Annotated in this window: 16 protein-coding genes; 10 read left to right on the plus strand and 6 right to left on the minus strand. The window is 61.8% G+C overall.

Annotated features, from left to right (window positions below):
- Positions 1-142 precede the first annotated feature (142 nt).
- The gene (locus AC1DIJ_RS25440) at positions 143-1,066 is read right to left on the minus strand and encodes a DMT family transporter (protein ID WP_112388196.1); all 924 of its coding nucleotides are present in this window, start codon (positions 1,064-1,066) and stop codon (positions 143-145) included.
- Positions 1,067-1,173: 107 nt separating this feature from the next.
- On the opposite strand from AC1DIJ_RS25440, the gene AC1DIJ_RS25445 reads away from it, so the two are divergent.
- Positions 1,174-2,049 carry a LysR substrate-binding domain-containing protein gene (locus AC1DIJ_RS25445; RefSeq protein ID WP_112388197.1) on the plus strand — a complete coding sequence of 292 codons (876 nt, stop codon included), beginning with the start codon at positions 1,174-1,176 and terminating at the stop codon, positions 2,047-2,049.
- Here the strand turns inward: AC1DIJ_RS25445 and AC1DIJ_RS25450 are convergent.
- The gene (locus AC1DIJ_RS25450) at positions 2,018-3,016 is read right to left on the minus strand and encodes a GlxA family transcriptional regulator (protein WP_310291212.1); all 999 of its coding nucleotides are present in this window, start codon (positions 3,014-3,016) and stop codon (positions 2,018-2,020) included. The two genes, AC1DIJ_RS25445 and AC1DIJ_RS25450, sit on opposite strands and share 32 nt — an antisense overlap.
- A 100-nt stretch (positions 3,017-3,116) precedes the next feature.
- Between AC1DIJ_RS25450 and bcoG the strand changes: the two genes are divergently transcribed.
- From bcoG to AC1DIJ_RS25485, 7 genes are all read left to right on the plus strand, one after another.
- The gene (gene bcoG / locus AC1DIJ_RS25455) at positions 3,117-4,019 is read left to right on the plus strand and encodes a 3-dehydrocarnitine:acetyl-CoA trimethylamine transferase BcoG (RefSeq protein WP_112388199.1); all 903 of its coding nucleotides are present in this window, start codon (positions 3,117-3,119) and stop codon (positions 4,017-4,019) included.
- Positions 4,020-4,026: 7 nt separating this feature from the next.
- Positions 4,027-5,520 carry a carnitine 3-dehydrogenase gene (locus tag AC1DIJ_RS25460; RefSeq protein ID WP_112388200.1) on the plus strand — a complete coding sequence of 498 codons (1,494 nt, stop codon included), beginning with the start codon at positions 4,027-4,029 and terminating at the stop codon, positions 5,518-5,520.
- 705 nt (positions 5,521-6,225) lie between these two features.
- Positions 6,226-7,815 carry an ABC transporter substrate-binding protein gene (locus AC1DIJ_RS25465; protein WP_112388202.1) on the plus strand — a complete coding sequence of 530 codons (1,590 nt, stop codon included), beginning with the start codon at positions 6,226-6,228 and terminating at the stop codon, positions 7,813-7,815.
- A 92-nt stretch (positions 7,816-7,907) separates the two neighbouring features.
- Positions 7,908-8,915, plus strand: coding sequence for an ABC transporter permease (locus AC1DIJ_RS25470; protein ID WP_112388984.1), 1,008 nt, complete (start codon positions 7,908-7,910; stop codon positions 8,913-8,915).
- Positions 8,912-9,739: an ABC transporter permease gene (locus AC1DIJ_RS25475; protein ID WP_112388203.1), complete on the plus strand. Its 828-nt coding sequence runs from the start codon at positions 8,912-8,914 to the stop codon at positions 9,737-9,739. The genes AC1DIJ_RS25470 and AC1DIJ_RS25475 overlap by 4 nt, the downstream gene beginning before the upstream one ends.
- Complete coding sequence (locus tag AC1DIJ_RS25480; RefSeq protein WP_112388204.1) at positions 9,732-11,363, plus strand: ABC transporter ATP-binding protein; 1,632 nt, start codon at positions 9,732-9,734, stop codon at positions 11,361-11,363. The genes AC1DIJ_RS25475 and AC1DIJ_RS25480 overlap by 8 nt, the downstream gene beginning before the upstream one ends.
- Positions 11,364-11,420: 57 nt before the next feature.
- Positions 11,421-13,424, plus strand: coding sequence for a CocE/NonD family hydrolase (locus tag AC1DIJ_RS25485; protein ID WP_112388205.1), 2,004 nt, complete (start codon positions 11,421-11,423; stop codon positions 13,422-13,424).
- 3 nt (positions 13,425-13,427) lie between these two features.
- Here the strand turns inward: AC1DIJ_RS25485 and AC1DIJ_RS25490 are convergent, their stop codons facing one another.
- The 4 genes from AC1DIJ_RS25490 to AC1DIJ_RS25505 all read right to left on the minus strand — a co-directional run bounded on the left by AC1DIJ_RS25490 (position 13,428) and on the right by AC1DIJ_RS25505 (position 16,380).
- Positions 13,428-14,339: an alpha/beta hydrolase gene (locus AC1DIJ_RS25490; RefSeq protein WP_112388206.1), complete on the minus strand. Its 912-nt coding sequence runs from the start codon at positions 14,337-14,339 to the stop codon at positions 13,428-13,430.
- A gap of 106 nt (positions 14,340-14,445) precedes the next feature.
- On the minus strand, positions 14,446-15,639 hold the full coding sequence (locus AC1DIJ_RS25495) for an acyltransferase family protein (RefSeq protein ID WP_112388985.1): 1,194 nt from the start codon (positions 15,637-15,639) through the stop codon (positions 14,446-14,448).
- A gap of 155 nt (positions 15,640-15,794) precedes the next feature.
- Complete coding sequence (locus AC1DIJ_RS25500) at positions 15,795-16,109, minus strand: type II toxin-antitoxin system RelE/ParE family toxin (protein WP_112388207.1); 315 nt, start codon at positions 16,107-16,109, stop codon at positions 15,795-15,797.
- Complete coding sequence (locus AC1DIJ_RS25505) at positions 16,099-16,380, minus strand: type II toxin-antitoxin system ParD family antitoxin (RefSeq protein WP_112388208.1); 282 nt, start codon at positions 16,378-16,380, stop codon at positions 16,099-16,101. Before AC1DIJ_RS25505 ends, AC1DIJ_RS25500 begins: the two co-directional genes overlap by 11 nt.
- A gap of 302 nt (positions 16,381-16,682) precedes the next feature.
- Here AC1DIJ_RS25505 and AC1DIJ_RS25510 point away from each other — a divergent pair, with 302 nt between their 5' ends.
- Together AC1DIJ_RS25510 and AC1DIJ_RS25515 are read left to right on the plus strand one after the other, a co-directional pair.
- On the plus strand, positions 16,683-17,660 hold the full coding sequence (locus AC1DIJ_RS25510; RefSeq protein ID WP_310291197.1) for a LacI family DNA-binding transcriptional regulator: 978 nt from the start codon (positions 16,683-16,685) through the stop codon (positions 17,658-17,660).
- Between the two features lie 40 nt (positions 17,661-17,700).
- Positions 17,701-18,939, plus strand: coding sequence for an ABC transporter substrate-binding protein (locus AC1DIJ_RS25515; RefSeq protein ID WP_112388210.1), 1,239 nt, complete (start codon positions 17,701-17,703; stop codon positions 18,937-18,939).
- Positions 18,940-19,020: the final 81 nt, after the last annotated feature.

Consider the following 19,020-nt stretch of genomic DNA (forward strand, 5'->3'; position numbering starts at 1 on the left):
ATGCGCCGTGTCACCCGCAGGCCGTCAACTTACGGCGCGGCAATTGTTTCGACAGATCAGATCGTTTCGATTTTGGTGTTCGTACAGGAAAAATATTCTGGCAACGCCTGTTTTCTCAAAAGCCGGCATTGAGGACGCATGTTCACGCGGCAGTTTTGCCGCGCGAGCGTGCTTCCGTGCGCCCCCGCAGGAAATCGGCAGCCGTGTGCCAGACGACGGCTGCGACGATGACGACCCCACCGAGCACGGTTGCCAGGGGAGGCCTCTCGCTGAGAAACAGCCAAACCCAAAATGGCGTCAGGACGATTTCCATCGTGCCGATGAGCGCCGCCTCGGCCGGCGGCATGCGCTTCGCGCCGGCGAGGAACAGCACAAGCGCGATCGAGAAGTTGGTGGCGCCGAAAGCTGCAAGGACGACCCAGTTATAGAGGTCGATCGATCCGACTGAACCGAAGGGCGAGAAGATCGCCAGTGTCAGGAAAGCGCTGACGATGGTCGGCGGCAGGCTTGGCACGCCGGGGCTGATACGCGGAATGACGATGATCAGGGCGAAGGATGCCGTCATGCCGAGGGCGAGAAGATCGCCGAGGCCCGTCCCTCCCCCGATCGACGAGGCGACGATGATGACGACGCCGAGCAGACAGGCGCCGCCCGCCATCATGGTTCGCCGTGCAACGCGTTCCCGGAGCAGCAACCAGCCGAGCAGCGCGGCGATGAACGGGGCCGTCGCATAGATCACCGCGACATTTGCCACGCTGGTCGTATAGAGCGCGCCGATGAAACAGGCCTGGCAAAAGGTCTGGCAGGCGATCATCGCCATGCCCGACGGATGGAAGATCGAAGCCCATTGCTTTCTCGACAAGCCGCCTTCGAGGAAGAAGCTCGGTATCAGCAGAAACAGGCCGCCGAACAGCGACCGCCAGGCGATCGTCGTCCAGGCATCGATGCTGAGCATGCGTGAGTAGATGCCGCTCGCGCTCCAAGCCAGCGTTGCGGCAACCACCAGAATGACGCCCTTCTCGTGCTCGCTCAATCCGAGCGGGCGGACGTCCGTATTGAGTGACATTGGTTTTCCCGAACCAGAGGTCTGATTTGCCCTGTTTGCTCTCATTCTTGACATCAGGCAAACGAATAGTTGAGATGGCTGCCATCTGAATTTTTTGTGGCTGGACCATGCGGCAACCCATCGAAAGCGATCTGCTCCGGACCTTCCTCGTCGTCGTCGAGACGTCGAATTTTTCGGCAGCGGCGCAGGCGATCGGGCGGACGCAGTCTGCGGTCAGCGCGCAGATCAAGAAACTTGAGGAAACCATAGGCGAAAGTCTCTTCGAGCGCGGAGCCCGCGGCGTTGTGCCGACCCGCTGGGGCCTGCAGCTCCTGCCCTATGCGCGCCGCGTCATCGACCTGCTGGACGAAGCTGCGGCGACGATCCGTACCAAGCCGCTGGATGGGCCGGTCCGCATCGGCATTCCCGAGGAATACAGCCAGACGGTGCTGCCGGCAGCACTTTCCGCCTTTGCCGTCCGGCATCCGGCTGTCGAGGTTACGGTGTCCTGCGATTACACGGCGCGGAATCTTGCCGCGCTCGAGCGCGACGAGCTCGATCTCGCTGTGGTCTTCGACTGGAACAACCAGTCGCCGGGTGAGGTTCTCTGCGTCGATCCGACGGTGTGGGTCACCTCCATGGTGCACCGGCTGCAGGATCTCGATCCCCTGCCGATTGCGACCTACCGGAATTCCACATGGTCGCGCGACTTCGCCTTCCGTTCGCTCGATCTCCAGGGACGGAAATACCGGGTCGCTTTTGTCGCAGACACAAGCTCCGGGTTGAAGAACGCAGCATCCGCGGGCCTCGCAGTGACCACGCTGTCGCGGAGCAATATCCCGCCCGGTTGCCGGGAGCTGACGGCAGATGACGGCTTTCCGCCGGTCGATTCCTCGCGTGTCGTTCTGCGCCGCAATCCTTATCATTCAACCGAAGCTGTCCGCGAGCTCGCGGAAATGGTTCGCGAGGCGTTCAAGCCGATTGGGTATCAGGCACTGGCGTAACGGGGCGGCGCAGCCTCCGCCGGGTGTCTGAGGGGCTTTCGGAGAAGCTCGCGCGGTAGCTGCGGGCAAAGGCGGAGGCGGAGTTGAACCCGGTAGCGGCGGCGATATCAGCGAAAGATGCCTTGGTCTCGATGACTTTCCGCCGCGCCGCATTCAGCCGCAATGCCAGATAATGCACATGTGGCGGCGCGCCGATGCTCTCCTGAAACAATCCCTGCAAGTGGCGGGCGCTGACGCCGACGCGTTTGGCGATACGGCTCAGCATGACCGGCTGCTCGATATGCTCCTCCATCAGACGCACGGCCGCCGCCACGCGCGGATCGCGCATGCTCAAGCCCGCGGCGGAGGGTGAAAGCTGGCTTTGGTTGTGGAACGAGATCTGCTCGTAGCTGAAAAGGCGGCTGACTTCGAGCGCCAGCGAATAGCCCTGCCGCTGGCGGATGATCTCCAGCATCAGATCGACGGTCGGGAGCGGCCCCGCCGTGGTGAGGCGCTTTCCGTCGATGACGAAGCGGTCCTTGACCGCTTTGACCTGCGGATAGGCCAGCGAAAAATCCTCGAAATCCTCCCAGTGAATCGTTGCCGTCAGGCGGTCGAGAAGGCTGGATTCGGCCAGCAGCCAGGTGCCGGATTCGATTCCGGCAATGACGCTGCGATGGCGCGCCGCCTGCGAGAGCTGCATTTTCAGCGCTGCTGTCGCGCTGCGGCGCCAGTTGTAGCTCGCCAGAACGAAGAGTGGCGCATCCTCCCGTGCAGTGCTGAATGCCCCGGCCGCAGGCACCGGAATGCCGCTCGTCGTCAAGACAGGCGCGCCATCAGGCGTCAAAAGCCGCCAGCGGTAGAGCTCGCTGCCGGCGATACGGTTTGCCCCGCGCATCGGCTCAATCACCGAGGCGAGCAGGATCAGGTTCGTCTCCGGCAGAACGAGAAGATCGAGATCGAGGCGGTCGTTCGAGCGGCTGAGCATGGTCTCTCCAGATTGCCGAAACTGTATCAATCAATTCCGTTTCTGCAAAGCATGCGGCCGCATCTTGCAGCGTAATGGGGTCAATACGAGGGAGAACACGATGCCTCTTGCGATGAACCGCGATGTCTTCATCACCTGTGCCGTCACCGGCGCCGGTGACACGGTTTCGAAATCCAGCCACGTTCCCATTACTCCCAAGCAGATCGCGGATTCCGCGATCGACGCCGCCAAGGCGGGGGCGGCCGTTGTTCACTGTCACGTCCGCGATCCCGAGACGGGGGCTGCAAGCCGCCGCAACGATCTCTACCGCGAAGTGACGGACCGCATCCGCTCCGCCGATATCGACGTCGTGCTGAACTTGACTGCCGGCATGGGCGGTGACCTGATTTTCGGCGATGTCGAACGCCCGCTGCCGCTCAATCCCGAAGGCACCGACATGGCCGGCGCCACCGAGCGCGTCAGCCATATCGCCGAATGCCTGCCGGAGATCTGCACGCTCGACTGCGGCACGATGAATTTCAGCCTCGGCGATTACGTCATGACCAACACGCCGGCGATGCTGCGGGCGATGGCGAAGAAGATGACCGATCTCGGAGTGCGCCCCGAGATCGAGGCCTTCGACACCGGCCATCTCTGGTTTGCCAAGCAGCTCGCCGAAGAAGGCCTGATCGAGGATCCGGTGCTGATCCAGCTCTGCATGGGCATTCCCTGGGGCGCGCCTGACGATCTCAACACCTTCATGGCGATGGTCAATAACGTGCCCAAGAGCTGGACCTTTTCGGCCTTCTCGATCGGCCGCAACGCCATGGCCTATCCGGCTGCGGCGGTGCTCGCGGGCGGCAATGTCCGCGTCGGCCTCGAAGACAATCTCTATGCCGGGAAAGGCATGCTCGCCACCAATGCGCAACTGGTCGAAAAGGCCGTGCAGGTGGTCGAGGGCATGGGTGCGCGCATCATCGGGCCTGCGGCCGTGCGTGAAAAACTGAAGCTGAAGAAGCGTTGAGGGCTGCATGATCAAGATCAACAAGGCAGCCTGTGTCGGCGGCGGCGTCATCGGTGGCGGATGGATCGCAAGGTTCCTGCTGGCCGGGATCGATGTCGATGTCTTCGACCCGCATCCGGAAGCGCAGCGCATCGTCGGTGAGGTGATCGCCAATGCCGAGCGCGCCTATGCGATGCTGACAGGCGCCCCCCTGCCCCCGCGCGGCAAGCTGACCTTCTGCAAGACGCTTGAAGAAGCCGTTGTCGATGCCGACTGGATCCAGGAAAGCGTCCCCGAACGGCTCGATCTGAAGCGCGGCGTCCTGACCCATATCGATGCCGCCTGCCGCCCCGATGCGCTGATCGGCTCCTCGACCTCGGGCCTTTTGCCGACCGATCTGCAGCGAGACATGCAGTTCCCCGATCGCCTGTTCGTCGCCCATCCCTACAACCCGGTCTACCTGCTGCCGCTGGTAGAGATCGTCGGCGGCGAGAAGACCAGCCATGCAACGATCAAGGCGGCATTGGAAAAGCTGCCGCCGATCGGCATGAAGGGCGTTCATATCGCCAAGGAGATCGAGGCCTTCGTCGGCGATCGCCTTCTGGAGGCGCTGTGGCGCGAGGCGCTGTGGCTGATCCAGGACGATATCTGCACCGTCGAGACGCTCGACGACGTGATCCGCTATTCCTTCGGCCTGCGCTGGGCGCAGATGGGTCTATTCCAGACCTATCGGATCGCCGGTGGTGAAGCAGGGATGCGCCATTTCCTGGCGCAGTTCGGCCCCTGCCTGCAGTGGCCCTGGACCAAGCTGACGGATGTCGTCGATCTCGACGATGCGCTTGTCGAAAAGATCGGTCAGCAGTCGGACGAGCAAGCGGGCGATCTGTCGATCCGCGAGCTCGAACGGATCCGCGATGAAAACCTGGCCGGTATCTTCCAGGCTCTGAAGGTCGGTGATGGCGGCAAGGGCTGGGGTGCGGGCAAGCTGCTCAAGGATTTCGAGCATTCGCTCTGGGCTGCTGCAAAGCCGGCCGAACAGGCGAAGACTTCGGCTCCGCTTCGGCTTGTCGATACCAAGGTCAGCCCGGCCTGGGTCGATTACAACGGCCACATGACCGAGCATCGCTACCTGCAGGTCTTCGGCGATACCACGGACGCGCTGCTACGGCTGATCGGCGCCGGTCTCGCCTATGTCGAGGCCGGACACAGCTACTACACCGTGGAGACCCATATCCGGCATCTCGGCGAAGCCAAGCTTGGCCAGGCGATCTATTCGACCTGCCAGCTGCTCTTGGTCGATGACAAGCGGCTGCACGTCTTCCACAGCATCTGCGATGCGGCGAGTGGCGAGTTATTGGCGACCGCCGAGCAGATGCTGCTGCATGTGGATTCCAAGGCCGGAAAGGCGGTTTCGGCGCCGCCGGAAATCCTGGCCGAGGCGAAAGCGATTGCCGAGCGCCATTCCTTCCTCCCTGCCCCGGATGGCGTTGGACGCCATGTCGGGCAGAAGAAACAGGGGTGAGCAATGAGCTGTCTGCCAACTCCCCTTCCCGAAAGCAGATACCGCGAGGCATCACTGCGCGGGCTAGCGGGATGGGGTGTGCATGGCAGCGCAGAAATCAACCAATACAACCAGAGGGATGGGACTGCATCTCTTTCTGCTGGGTGGCTTTTCCAGCGGAGGCACGAAATGTTTTCCGCCCCCATCAATGCGAAACCGCCCTTGGTGTGGGCATATGCTCGTTATGTCGCATACGATGCAGATCATGTCGCTACACCCGCCCCCCTACTGTCCAAAACAGCCCTTAATTCAATCTCACTCATATCAGAGGCAGAGGCAGTCCTGACGGGCCGTGTCGCCGCAAGAGCGGAGGTAGCGTAGGTTGAACGGACGTAGCTTTACCGCCTTTGAGCTGCTGACCTCCCCGCCTTCCGCCGCGGCGAAGACGCATGCGGCACGCTGTCGTCTCGCCATCGCAGGCGCCATTCTCACCCATCATTCCGATCTTCAGGAAACAAGCCGGACAATAAGAAATCCCGGCATTCCCGATCGCCGCGCCATCAAGCTGGCGCCTCCGCTCACGCGCAATCGTCGAACCGAGAAAGGAAGATAGGGCGGCACCAACCGCGACGTTTTCCCGAACGAATATGGACCTGGCACCGGAGAGGAAACCGGTTCTGCGGTCCACTTGCCAATTCTTAAATCATGACAAGAAGGAACAGGGGAATGAACGACTACACGAAATATCTTGCAAGCCGCGTCACCGCCGGCGGGTTGAACCGCCGCGAATTTCTGGGACGCGCCATGGCTGCCGGCCTCACGCTCGCCGTCGCCGACAAGCTCTTCACCGAAAGCGCTGAAGCCGCCGAACCAAAGCGCGGCGGCCACCTGAAGCTTGGCCTCGAAGGCGGCGCTGCCACCGACTCGAAGGACCCGGCGAAGTTTCTCTCGCAATTCATGTTCTGCGTCGGCCGCTGCTGGGGCGACATGCTGGTGGAATCCGATCCGCTGACGGGTGCCGCCGTTCCGTCGCTGGCCGAATCCTGGGAGCCGTCGAAGGACGCCGCCACCTGGACCTTCAAGATCCGCAAGGGCGTGAAATTCCACAACGGCAAGGAACTGACGATCGACGACGTCGTCGCCACCCTGAAGCGTCATACCGACAAGAAGTCGGAATCGGGCGCGCTCGGCGTTCTCGGTTCGATCAAGGATATCAAGGCCGACGGCGGCAACCTCGTGCTGACGCTGACCGAAGGCAATGCGGATATGCCGCTGCTACTGACGGACTATCACCTGGTCATCCAGCCGAATGGCGGCAATGACGATCCGCTCGCCTCGATCGGTACCGGTCCCTATAAGCTGGCGAGCTTCGAGCCGGGCGTCCGCGCCACCTTCGAAAAGAACGCCGACGACTGGCGCTCGGATCGCGGCTATGTCGATTCCATCGAAATCATCGGCATGAACGACGCCACCGCCCGCATCGCGGCGCTTTCGTCCGGCCAGGTGCACTATATCAACCGTGTCGATCCGAAGACCGTCGACCTTCTGAAGCGCGCGCCGACCGTCGAGATTCTCTCGACCTCGGGCCGTGGCCACTATGTCTTCATCATGCATTGCGACAAGGCGCCGTTCGACAACAACGACCTTCGCCTCGCGCTGAAATACGCCATGGACCGCGAAACCATGGTCAAGAAGATCCTCGGCGGCTACGGCAAGGTCGGCAACGACTTCCCGATCAACAACACCTATGCCCTCTTCCCCGAAGGCATCGAGCAGCGCGCCTACGATCCCGACAAGGCGGCCTTCCATTACAAGAAGTCCGGCCACAGCGGTTCTGTGCTGCTGCGCACCTCCGAAGTCGCCTTCCCGGGCGGCGTCGATGCGGCGGTTCTCTATCAGGAAAGCTGCAAGAAGGCCGGCATCGAGATCGAGGTCAAACGCGAGCCGGGTGACGGCTACTGGACCAACGTCTGGAACGTACAGCCCTTCTCGACCTCCTACTGGGGTGGGCGCCCGACGCAGGACCAGATGTATTCCACGGCCTATCTCTCGACGGCCGACTGGAACGACACCCGCTTCAAGCGTCCCGACTTCGACAAGCTGCTGCTCGAAGCACGCTCGGAACTCGACGAGACCAAGCGCAAGGACATGTACCGCACCATGGCAATGATGGTGCGCGACGAAGGCGGACTGATCCTGCCGATGTTCAACGACTTCGTGAACGCCTGCTCCAAGCAGGTGAAGGGCTATGTCCACGATATCGGCAACGACATGTCGAACGGCTACGTCGCCACTCGCGTCTGGCTTGATGCCTGACGGCCGGGGGCTTCCCCGCCATCTCTGACTGAACCAGGACCGCAAGGATGTCCCTTGCGGTCCCCCTGACGTTTCAGCGCGAGGCTTTCGCCATGTCCAGTCCATCGACCGGCAGTCCACTGCCGGGCCTGAGGTTCAGGCAGCGTTTTCCGCTGCTTGCCCTCATCATCGAGCGCTTCGTGCTCTCGCTCATCCTGCTGCTTGCGGTGTCGGTTCTGATCTTCGGCGGGCTGGAAGCCCTGCCCGGCGATTTCGCCACCACCTATCTCGGCCAGTCGGCAACGCCGCAGGCGGTCGCCAATATCCGCCAGGATCTCGGCCTCGACCGGCCGGTGACGACGCGTTATTTCGAATGGCTCGGCAATGCCGTTCAGGGTGACTTCGGTACGTCCTGGGCCAGCAAGAACTCGGTCAGCGAGCAGATCGGCAAACGTCTCGGGAACTCGCTGTTTCTTGCCGGTTTTGCCGCATTGATCTCTGTGCCGCTGGCCGTGGCGCTCGGCATGTTCTCTGTGCATTTCCGAAACCGGCTGCCCGACAAGATCATCAACGTGATTTCGCTGGCGGCGATCTCGCTGCCGGAATTCTTCATCGGATACCTGCTTATCCTCGTCTTCGCCGTCAAACTCGGCGTCGCGACCTTTCCGGCAACCGTCTATGACAGCATGGGCTTTGCCGAGCGGCTGCAGGCGATCGCACTGCCGACGGCAACACTGGTTCTCGTCGTCCTCGCCCACATGATGCGTATGACGCGGGCGGCGATCCTTTCGGTCATGTCGTCGGCCTATATGGAGACGGCGGAACTCAAGGGCCTCAGCGCCTTCCGCTCCATCGTCAAGCATGCGGCGCCCAACGCGCTGGCCCCGATCATCAATGTCGTGGCGCTCAACCTCGCCTATCTCGTGGTCGGCGTCGTCGTGGTCGAGGTGGTCTTCGTCTATCCCGGCATGGGCCAGTACATGGTGGATGCGGTGACGGTGCGCGACATGCCCGTGGTGCAGGCCTGCGGTCTGATCTTCGCCGCCGTCTACATCTTCCTCAACATGATCGCCGACATCCTGGCCATCGTCGCCAATCCAAGATTGAGGCACCCGCGATGAGATTGAGAGATATCCCCATCACCGCTTGGGTCGGCATGACCGGTATCGTCATCGCCTTCATCTTCGCGATCTTTGCCCCCTGGATTGCCCCTTATGGCGAGACCGAAGTGGTCGGCAATGTCTGGCAGATGGCCGACAGCCAGTATTTCTTCGGCCTCGACAATCTCGGCCGCGATATTCTTTCGCGGCTGATCTACGGCGCCCGCACCACGCTCTTCGTGGCGCTCGGCGCAACGCTGATCTCATTTTCGCTCGGCATCCTGCTGAGCTTCACGGCAGCTGTGTCACGCGGCATTATCGATACCGTGTTCTCGCGTTTCAACGACCTGATGATGTCGATCCCTACGCTGATCTTCGCGCTCGTCGTTCTGGCGGTCCTGCCGCAGAACATCATCATCCTGATCCTCGTCATGGCGGTCCTCGATTCCACCCGCGTCTACCGCCTCGGCCGCGCCGTGGCGCTCGATGTGGCCGTCATGGAATTCGTCGAGGCCGCAAAGCTGCGTGGCGAGGGCAAGGCCTGGATCATCTTCCGGGAAATCCTGCCGAATACGCTGACCCCGCTTTTGGCCGAATTCGGCCTGCGCTTCGCCTTCTCGATCCTGTTTCTCTCCACCCTCTCCTTCCTCGGCCTCGGCATCCAGCCGCCAGCAGCAGACTGGGGTGGCATGGTGAAGGACAACAAGGACGGCATCATCTTCGGCATTTCGGCAGCACTCGTTCCGGGAACGGCGATCGCTGCTCTTGCCGTCTGCGTCAATCTCGTCGTCGACTGGCTTTTGAAACGCACATCCAGCCTCAAGGGAGGGCGCGGCGATGCCTGAGCTTCTTTCCGTTCGCAATCTGAAGATCGAGGCCACCAGCTATCCGCCCGGCGAGCCGCCGAAACGGGTGACGATCGTCGATGGCGTTTCCTTCGACCTGCAAAAGGGCAAGGTGCTCGGCCTGATCGGCGAATCCGGCGCCGGCAAATCGACCATCGGTCTGTCGGCGCTCGCCTATGGCCGCGGCGGCGCCGAGATCACCGGCGGCGAGGTGCTGCTCGAGGGCAAGGACATCCTGCCGCTCGGCAAGGGCGGCATAAGGCAGATCCGCGGCGCCCGTGTCTGCTACGTGGCGCAGTCGGCGGCCGCCGCCTTCAACCCGGCGCACAAGCTCGGTGACCAGGTGATCGAGGCTTCGGTCAAGCACGGGTTGATGACCAAGGACGAGGCACGCAAGCGGGCGCTTTATCTCTTCCAGGTGCTTGGTCTGCCGAACCCGGAAACCTTCGGCGACCGCTTCCCGCATCAGGTCTCCGGTGGCCAGCTGCAGCGCGCCATGACCGCCATGGCGCTTTGCTCCAACCCGTCGCTGATCGTTTTCGACGAACCGACCACGGCGCTCGACGTCACAACGCAGATTGACGTGCTCGCCGCCATCAAGCATGCGATCGAGGAGACGCATACGGCGGCCCTCTACATCACCCACGACCTCGCCGTCGTTGCGCAGATCTCCGATGACATCATGGTTCTCCGGCACGGCAAGACGGTGGAATATGGCAGCGTGCAGCAGATCATCGAGCAACCGCAGCAGGACTATACGCGGGCGCTGGTCAATGTCCGGCAGGCCGCGCGCGCGGAGGCGCCGGATCAATCGGGGACACTCCTGAAGGTCGAGAATGTCAGCGCCGAATATTCCAACGGCTTCAAGGTGCTGCACGACGTTTCTCTACACGTGCCGAAGGGCCAGACACTGGCGGTCGTCGGCGAATCCGGTTCCGGAAAATCGACGCTCGCGCGCGTCATCACCGGCCTGCTGCCGCCGAACCAGGGCCGCGTGATCTTCGACGGCAAGCCGCTGACGCCGGATCTGAAGAAGCGCTCGAATGACGATCTCCGTCGCATCCAGCTGATCTATCAGATGGCCGACACAGCAATGAACCCGCGCCAGACCGTTCGTGATATCATCGGCCGTCCCCTCACCTTCTACTATGGGCTGCGCGGCGCCAAGAAGACGGCGCGGGTGAAGGAGCTGCTCGACCAGATCGAAATGGGCAACGGCTTCATCGACCGTTATCCGGCGGAACTCTCCGGCGGGCAGAAGCAACGTGTGGCGATCGCCCGGGCGCTGGCGGCGAAGCCCGAGCTCATTCTCTGCGACGAACCGACCTCGGCGCTCGACCCGCTGGTGGCGGAGGGGATCCTGAAGCTGCTGCTGCGGCTGCAGGAGGAGGAGCAGCTCTCCTATATCTTCATCACCCACGATATCGCCATCGTCCGGGCGATCGCCGATAGCGTGGCGGTGATGCATCGTGGCAAGCTTGTCAGATTCGGGCCGAAATCGAAGGCGCTCTCGCCGCCCTTCGACGACTATACCGACCTGCTGCTCAAATCCGTGCCGGAGATGGAGATCGGCTGGCTGGAGCGGGTTCTTGCCACGCGGCGGATGGAAAGTGCGGGCAACTGAATAGGCGCGGGGCGGCGCAAGCCGCCTCGTCTTGCAAAAGTGCATCGAGGAAAAGGCATGACCGACCGCGGCTTCACCACCATCGAAAATCAATGGATCACGCTTGACGACGGCACCCGGCTTGCCGCCCGCATCTGGATGCCTGATGGCGCCGAGAGCGATCCGGTTCCCGCTGTCTTCGAATTCCTGCCCTACCGCAAACGCGACGGAACCTGCCTGCGCGACGAGTCGACCTATCCGGTCTTTGCCGCCGCAGGCATCGCCGGCGTGCGCGTCGATATCCGCGGGTCCGGCGAATCCGATGGCGTTATCGATGGCGAATATACCGAGCTCGAACTGGCCAATGCCTGCGAGCTGATCGCCTGGATCGCCGCGCAACCATGGTCGAACGGCTCGGTCGGCATGATGGGCATCTCCTGGGGCGGGTTCAACAGCCTCCAAGTCGCAGCCCTTCGCCCGCCGGCGCTGAAGGCGGTTATCTCGATCGCCTCGACGGTCGATCGCTACAATGACGACATCCACTACAAGAACGGCTGCCATCTCTCGGCGCAGCTTTCCTGGGCGGCGACAATGCTCGGCTATCAGTCCCGCTCGCCCGACCCTGAATTGGTCGGCGATCGCTGGAGAGAAATGTGGCTGGAGCGTCTCGAACACGAGCCGTTTTTCATGGAAGAGTGGCTGACGCACCAGCGCCGCGATGAATTCTGGCAGCATGGCTCGATCTCGGAGAATTTCGGGGACGTCGAAATCCCGGCCCTCGTGCTTGCCGGATGGGCAGACGGGTATCGCAACACACCGCTGATGGCAGTCGAAGGCCTCGGTGAAAAGGCCAAGGCGCTTGTCGGCCCCTGGGTGCACAAATATCCACATTTCGCCTGGCCAAAACCACGCACGGATTTCCACAGCGAGGCGATCGCCTGGTGGAACAAGTGGTTGCGCGGCGAGGACAACGGCATCGACAAGCTGCCGCAGACCCGCGCCTACATTCTCGACGCCATCCGCCCTGCCCCGCGGCGCGATTTCGATCCCGGGTTCTGGGTGGCGAAGGATGTCTGGACCGCACCCGAAATGCAGTGCTTCTATGTCGAGCAGTTCGGCAAGCTCACCGAGGGCATGCCGATCCCGCAGGCCCCGGAACATAGCGCCTATCTTCGCTCGCCACTCGATACTGGGACGTCTTCGGGTGAATACTTCACGCTGAAACCGGACGCCGAAATGGCGCTGGATCAGCGCTCCGACGATGCCGGTTCGCTGATTTTCGACACGATGCCGCTCGGATCGGATCACGACTATCTCGGCCGCCCGGTGCTGACGCTGTCCCTGCGCTCGCCGGCGAAGACCGGCAATCTCTGCGCCCGTCTCGTCGACGTTCATCCCGACGGAACGGCAACACGCGTCGCCTTCGGCGTCATCAATCTCACCCATAAGGACAGCAATGCGGATCCGCAGCCGCTGGTCCCGGGTGAAACGGTGTCCATCCGGCTGCAGCTGGATGCCTGCGGCTATCGCTTCCGCAAGGGCCACCGCATCCGCTTGGCGATCTCGACGGCCTATTGGCCGATGATCCTGCCGCCACCCGACGATCTCGGTGTCGAGATCGATATCGCTTCGCTTGGCTTGGGGCTGCCTTTGCTTGGCGATCACAGGAAAATCAGCATTCCCGAGCCCGAAAATCCCGATCCGCTGCCGAAATATATCGAGCACGCGCCATCGGTGACAAAGCGGCAGGTTCTGCGCGATCTCTCGGCCAATCGCACCGATTACCGGATACATGAGGATACTGGCCTCTTCGAACATCCGGATGCCGGGCTCTCGACGCGGCAGTTGCGCGAAGAAACCTGGTCGATCACGCCGGGCGATCCGCTATCGATGGCCGGCACATCCACCTGGACCTGTGACATGCGCCGCCTAGGCTGGTTCGTGCGGACGGTCTCGACCGCAAAGATTGGCTGCACCGCCAGCGAATGGGTCATCAGCGCCGTGGTGACCGCCTATGAAGGAGATGTTCAGGTCTTCGAGAAGGTATTTGCGGAAAAGCGCATTCCGCGCGACCTGATGTGAGCCTCAGCCACAAGCGAAGCGGCGTACTGCTTCGCAAACGGCGCGAAATCCGGCTAGCGCTCCGTCGCTCATGTGGCGCGCGCGCAGCCAGGCATGCACCATCTGTGGTTCTTCGCGGAACCAGACCTCGACGCCGGCTTCTGCCAGCCGTGCCGCATAGTTCCGCGCGTCATCGCGTACCGGATCGAAAGCAGCGGCAGTGATGAAAGCGGGCGGCAGGCCCTTTACCGAGGCGCTGTTCAGCGGCGCGGCAACGGGATCATCCTGCGGCGCCTGCAGAACCTCGCGGTAGTAGGCGACATCGGTGGTGGTCAGCCCCGGTGCCTCGGCCATCTCGATATACGATCCCTTGGAAAGATCGCCGCCGAGAGCCGGATAGATCAGCACCTGACCTGCAATGCTGGAGATGCCCGTCTGCGCTGCGCGAACGGCCAGACCCGCGGCCAGATTGCCGCCCGCACTATCGCCGATCAGCACGATCCGCTGTCCGCTTTCTGCAAGCGCCGAAAGCACCGTGAAACCATCGTCGGTCTGTGCCGGCCAAAGGTGCTCAGGCGCCAGCCGGTAATCGACAGCGACGAGTTCGGCGCCGGTAAACTCGATAATCTCGGCGCAAATGGCATGGTGGCTTTCCAGCGAGCCAACGACGAAGCCGCCGCCATGCAGATAAAGAAGCAGCGTCGGTGTCGTCACCTTCGCCGGCCGATAGCGCCGCGTCGGGACGCCCCGAATGATGCTGTCGGCAAATGTCAGTCCCTCTGGAATCGGCGGGCTGAAGCGGGCGCAAAGCGCATCATATTGCGCCCGTTGCGCCTCAATCGATTGCGATATCGCATCGTCCGAATAGACGCTGGCGCAGATCTCCAGGAACTCAAGAATACCCTTTTCTTCGGGCATCGGGCGCGTAGCGGTCATGGTACAATCCGTGCGGTTCGGCGATATCACACAGGATAGGATTTGCCGCAAATATTAGGCAAGCGCGTTGACGCCATCCCCGCGCCGGAACCCGCCAGAAGGGCGATTATCCACGCCGCGCCGAGCGCTCCAGTGCGTCGTTTTCGCGCGCCGGCCGCGGCTTGTCCGTCAGCCCCACCAATTGGCGCAACGGGCTCGGCAACTGATCGACGGCAAACGCAAAGGCAATCGAGATAACAGCCGTTGCCGCAGCGACAAGTGCAAAGCTCGGGATCGCCGGCAAATCGAGCGGCAGGATATAATAGAGCGCTCCGACCGTTACCGTCTGGTGGACGATATAGAGCGGGAAAACCAGCCGGTTCATCGTCACCAGACGTTCGCTCGGCTGATTGAGATAGCGCGCCGCAAATCCGATCAGGGTGAGGATCATGCTCCAGGCAAGCAGGAAGACGCTGGTCTTGAAGAGTAGCGTCTCGTTGATATCGTAGCTGCCGATCGCTTGTTCCGGCGCGACCGTCCAGGATGCCAGATAGAGCCAGATGGTGGTCGCCAGCGCGATCCCGCCGCTGACATAGCGGCGCGCAATCAGCGTACCGATCAGCGCCCGGTGATGGCGGGAAATCAGGAAGCCGAGGCCGAACCAGCTGGCCCAGACGGCAAACCAGGCGCCGTCATTATAGAGCGCGTTGGTCTCGCGCGGGTAGATCGGCGAAAGCGCCAGGTTGAGGCCAAGGGGCAGAAGGAAGAAAAGATAGATAGCGCCTGTCCTGGCCGTGCGCTCGAACCAGGCAAAGACCGGGTTTCCCGGCCGCAGCAGATACTGAAAGATCGGGTAGCAGATGACGGACATCACCAGCAGGTAGGCGACGAACCACATATGCGCCCAGGTGAAATTGCCGGTCGGATATTTTCCCTCGGTGAAATAGCGCGTCAGCCAGAATTCCAGGAACAAACCGGTATAGCCGTTCTCATACATCCGCTCGTACCAGACCTGCGGCACGACGATGACAGCCATGGCAAAGAGCAGCGGGATGAGCAGGCGCAGGGTGCGCCGGTAAATGAATGTCAGCCCGTGCTCTGGCTTGAAAGTAAAGGCGACGCCCATGCCGGATATGAAGAACAGCAGCGCAAGACGCCAGGCGCGCGGAAAATCCATGATGAGCGACAGGCCGCGACTGGTATTCTCGCTATGCAGCAGCCAGCCCATGTCAGGGAAGAATGCGGCCGCGGAATGATAGAGGATCAGCAGGCCAAAGGCGAAAACCCTCAGACGATCCACATAGTAAAGTCTCTCTCTCATCGCAGACGACGGATCCCCGCACAGCACCATCATCCGATATGCTGTACCCCTCAGATATTAAGGATCGCTGCCGAAACTTCGTAAACCGATGCTTTATTAGCCAAACAAGCGAGATGCCAAGCAGGTGCCGGCGAGCTAGTGTGATCTTGCCTGGGTCAAATCGGCAGATTTTCGAGATCGCGACGACCGTCTATGACACGGACGATCTGAACGGTTTCGATCGGTGCCTCATCATCGTCAGGAATGGTCTCGTAAAGAATTACAAATGGCGCTTCGACAAGCATTCGCGTGGTTGCGCTGATCTCAGGGCGGCGCACTCCCATGCGTGGCTGGCCTGCCAGTAACTGTGCCTTTTGCTCAAACCGATCGAAGAAGCGCTCGGCAGAGGCAGGATTGTCGAGGCCGATTTGCACGTAGATGTCGTGCACATCCGTCAGAGCCTTCGGTAGCCAGAGTAGCTTAGCGGCCATTGTTGCGCGCTGTGTCCAATGCTTTGCGCGCCTCCATTCGAATGCTCTCGAAATCAGCGGCAACCGGCTCTCCGCTCGCCTTGCCTTCTTCCCACGCGCGGCGTAGGCGCTCGATGTCGCCTTTGCGGTTCTCCCATTTGGCGGTCCAGTCCCGCAGAGCCTCGCGGATCACTTCGCTATTGCTCGCGTAGGCGCCGCTGCTTACTGCATCGCGAAGCAGATCGGCCTGCTGCGGCGTCATGGAAACACTGATCTTTTCAACATTGGCCATCGGCTGTTTCTCCAACATCGGTGGTAAATATTACTACCGCCCGAGCATTCTGCAAGTCTCACGTGAATGGAAGCGCTGCTTCCAATGACGTTTCAGTATTTCACCTCTCCCATCGAGGGCGCGATAGCCATCCTCGCTCACCGCTATTCACAACCGCGATCGAAGCAAGACAGCTATCAGCTGTGAGAAAACCTTTTCTCACTTGACAGCCGACTTGGTAAAAGGTTTTCTCACCGTCGAACTGCGGGAGGACGACACTGGATATCGCGGGAGGAAAGCGCGGGCGGATTACCATTCACGACGTGGCGGCGGCCGCCGGCGTCAGTATCTCGACGGCATCGAAGGCGCTGAACGACACGGGCCGCATGGGCATCGATACCCGAGAGCGGGTCAAGCGCATCGCAGCCGAGATCGGCTTCCGGCCGAATGCTCTGGCGCGCGGTCTGCTCAGCAAGCGCAGCTTCACGATCGGGCTTCTGACCAACGACACATACGGCCGTTTCACCCTGCCTGTCATGGCGGGGATTTCCGAGGCGCTGGTCGATCATGGCGTCTCGGTCTTCCTCTGCGCCATCGAGGATGATCCGGCCCTCGCGCAGATCCATGTCGATGCGATGCTCGACAAGCAGGTGGACGGCATCATCGCGACAGGAAAGCGTCTGGATAGACGGTTGCCGGTCGATCTGTCGAATTTGCATGTGCCTGTCGTCTACGCCTTCACCGAAGGGGCGCCTGACAGCGTCACTTTCCGTTCCGACGACGCACATGGCGCAAAGCTTGCCGCGGAATGGCTGGCGAAGCTTGGGCGGCGGCGGCTCGTGCATATCACCGGGCCGGAGGATTTCTTCTCGGTGCGCGAACGGGCCAACGCATTTCGCGAGGCTGCCGACAGCGAGCGGCCCGTGATGTTCGGCGTCTGGTCGGAAAGCTGGGGGCACGATGCGGTCGCAAGGCTCTGGAGTGCCGGGGGCGAAAGACCCGACGGCATCTTCTGCGGCAACGACCAGATTGCCCGCGGCGTCATCGACGCGTTGCGCGAGCGCGGCATCAAGGTGCCGCAGGATGTTTCGGTGGTCGGCTTCGACAATTGGGAGATTGTCGCCGCCCAGACCCGTCCGCCGCTGACAACGGTGGACATGGAGCTGCGGGAACTGGGGCGCCAGGCCGGATTGACGGTTCTGGCGCTTGCCGAAGGGCGGCCGGTGGAGCCCGGCATCCGGAAATTGCCGTGCCGCCTCGTGGTGCGGCAGACATGCGGGGGCGACGCCCTCGGGATTTAGAAACGGCGCGAAGGAGACGCGCCCTATTGGGAGGAGTGCCATGATGAAGCGTCTGTTGGTGGCAACGAGCCTTGCCACCCTTAGCCTCGTATCGACAGCCTCGGCTGCCGAAAAGATTGAAATGTGGGTTCGCTCAGGTATCGGCGACGCCTTCAAGAAGGTCGTCGAAGCCTATAATTCCAGCCACGAAAACCAGGTCGTCGCGACCGAAGTGCCGTTCAGCGAGTTGGTGCAGAAATATGCGACGGCAATCGCCGGCGGCCAGGCGCCCGATGCGCTGTCGATGGACCTGATCTACACGCCGGCCTTCGCCGCAGCAGGGCAGCTGGAGGACCTGACGGATTGGGCGAAGAAACTGCCCTATTTCAACTCGCTGTCGCCGTCGCATGTCCGGCTCGGCACCTATCAGGACAAGATCTACGGCCTGCCGCTTTCGGTCGAGACCTCGGTCTTCGCCTGGAACAAAGACCTCTACAAGAAGGCCGGGCTCGACCCTGAAAAGGCGCCCGCGACCTGGGAAGAAATCGAGGCAAATGCCGAGAAGATCCGCAAGCTCGGTGACGATACCTATGGCTTCTATTTCTCGGGCGGCGGTTGCGGCGGCTGCATGATCTTCACCTTCACGCCGCTCGTCTGGGGCGGTGGTGCGGATATCCTGTCGGCCGATGGCAAGACTGCGACGCTCGATACGCCGCAGATGCGCAAGGCTGTCGGCTTCTACCGTGACATGGTCAAGAAGGATCTAGTTCCGGCAGGCGCTGCCAGCGATAACGGCTCGAACTTCCTGAGCTTCACCAACGGCAAGATCGGCCAGCAGTCGCTGGGCGCCTTTGCCATCGGCACGCTGGTCACCAGCCATCCGGATATCAACTTCGGCGTGACGCTGATCCCCGGCGTCGATGGCAAGCCGTCATCCTTCGCCGGTGGCGACAACTTCGTCATCACCAAGGGCACGAAGAAGATCGACGCGGTGAAGGAGTTCATCGAATATATCTACTCGATGGACGGCCAGAAAGTGATGGCCAAGTATGGCAGCCTGCCGACCCGCGGCGATATCGCCAGTGAGGTCCTCGCCGGGCTCGACCCGCGCATGGAAGTCGGCCTGAAGGCGATCGCCGTCGCCAAGACGCCCTACACGCTGCAGTTCAACGACCTGATCAACAGCGCCAACGGCCCCTGGGCAACGTTCACCAACGCAGCGATCTTCGGCGACGATGTCGATGGTGCGTTCTCGAACGCCCAGTCCGAAATGCAGTCGATCATAGACAGCGGCCAATAAGTCTCTCCCGGCCGCGGCCGGGGAGCGGTGGCAGCTCTCCGGCCGATCCATCCCTTATGCAGCAATGAAAGATGCGGAGCG

This window comes from Rhizobium sp. 10N427 (assembly GCF_056394605.1).

Bases quoted from the DNA above. Each gene is read 5' to 3' on its own strand.
- AC1DIJ_RS25450 (WP_310291212.1), bottom strand. From the start codon at position 3,016: ATGCTCAGCCGCTCGAACGACCGCCTCGATCTCGATCTTCTCGTTCTG.
- AC1DIJ_RS25445 (WP_112388197.1), top strand. From the start codon at position 1,174: ATGCGGCAACCCATCGAAAGCGATCTGCTCCGGACCTTCCTCGTCGTC.
- bcoG (WP_112388199.1), top strand. From the start codon at position 3,117: ATGCCTCTTGCGATGAACCGCGATGTCTTCATCACCTGTGCCGTCACC.
- AC1DIJ_RS25480 (WP_112388204.1), top strand. From the start codon at position 9,732: ATGCCTGAGCTTCTTTCCGTTCGCAATCTGAAGATCGAGGCCACCAGC.
- AC1DIJ_RS25470 (WP_112388984.1), top strand. From the start codon at position 7,908: ATGTCCAGTCCATCGACCGGCAGTCCACTGCCGGGCCTGAGGTTCAGG.
- AC1DIJ_RS25495 (WP_112388985.1), bottom strand. From the start codon at position 15,639: ATGAGAGAGAGACTTTACTATGTGGATCGTCTGAGGGTTTTCGCCTTT.
- AC1DIJ_RS25460 (WP_112388200.1), top strand. From the start codon at position 4,027: ATGATCAAGATCAACAAGGCAGCCTGTGTCGGCGGCGGCGTCATCGGT.
- AC1DIJ_RS25475 (WP_112388203.1), top strand. From the start codon at position 8,912: ATGAGATTGAGAGATATCCCCATCACCGCTTGGGTCGGCATGACCGGT.
- AC1DIJ_RS25485 (WP_112388205.1), top strand. From the start codon at position 11,421: ATGACCGACCGCGGCTTCACCACCATCGAAAATCAATGGATCACGCTT.
- AC1DIJ_RS25515 (WP_112388210.1), top strand. From the start codon at position 17,701: ATGATGAAGCGTCTGTTGGTGGCAACGAGCCTTGCCACCCTTAGCCTC.
- AC1DIJ_RS25500 (WP_112388207.1), bottom strand. From the start codon at position 16,109: ATGGCCGCTAAGCTACTCTGGCTACCGAAGGCTCTGACGGATGTGCAC.
- AC1DIJ_RS25465 (WP_112388202.1), top strand. From the start codon at position 6,226: ATGAACGACTACACGAAATATCTTGCAAGCCGCGTCACCGCCGGCGGG.
- AC1DIJ_RS25505 (WP_112388208.1), bottom strand. From the start codon at position 16,380: ATGGCCAATGTTGAAAAGATCAGTGTTTCCATGACGCCGCAGCAGGCC.
- AC1DIJ_RS25440 (WP_112388196.1), bottom strand. From the start codon at position 1,066: ATGTCACTCAATACGGACGTCCGCCCGCTCGGATTGAGCGAGCACGAG.
- AC1DIJ_RS25490 (WP_112388206.1), bottom strand. From the start codon at position 14,339: ATGACCGCTACGCGCCCGATGCCCGAAGAAAAGGGTATTCTTGAGTTC.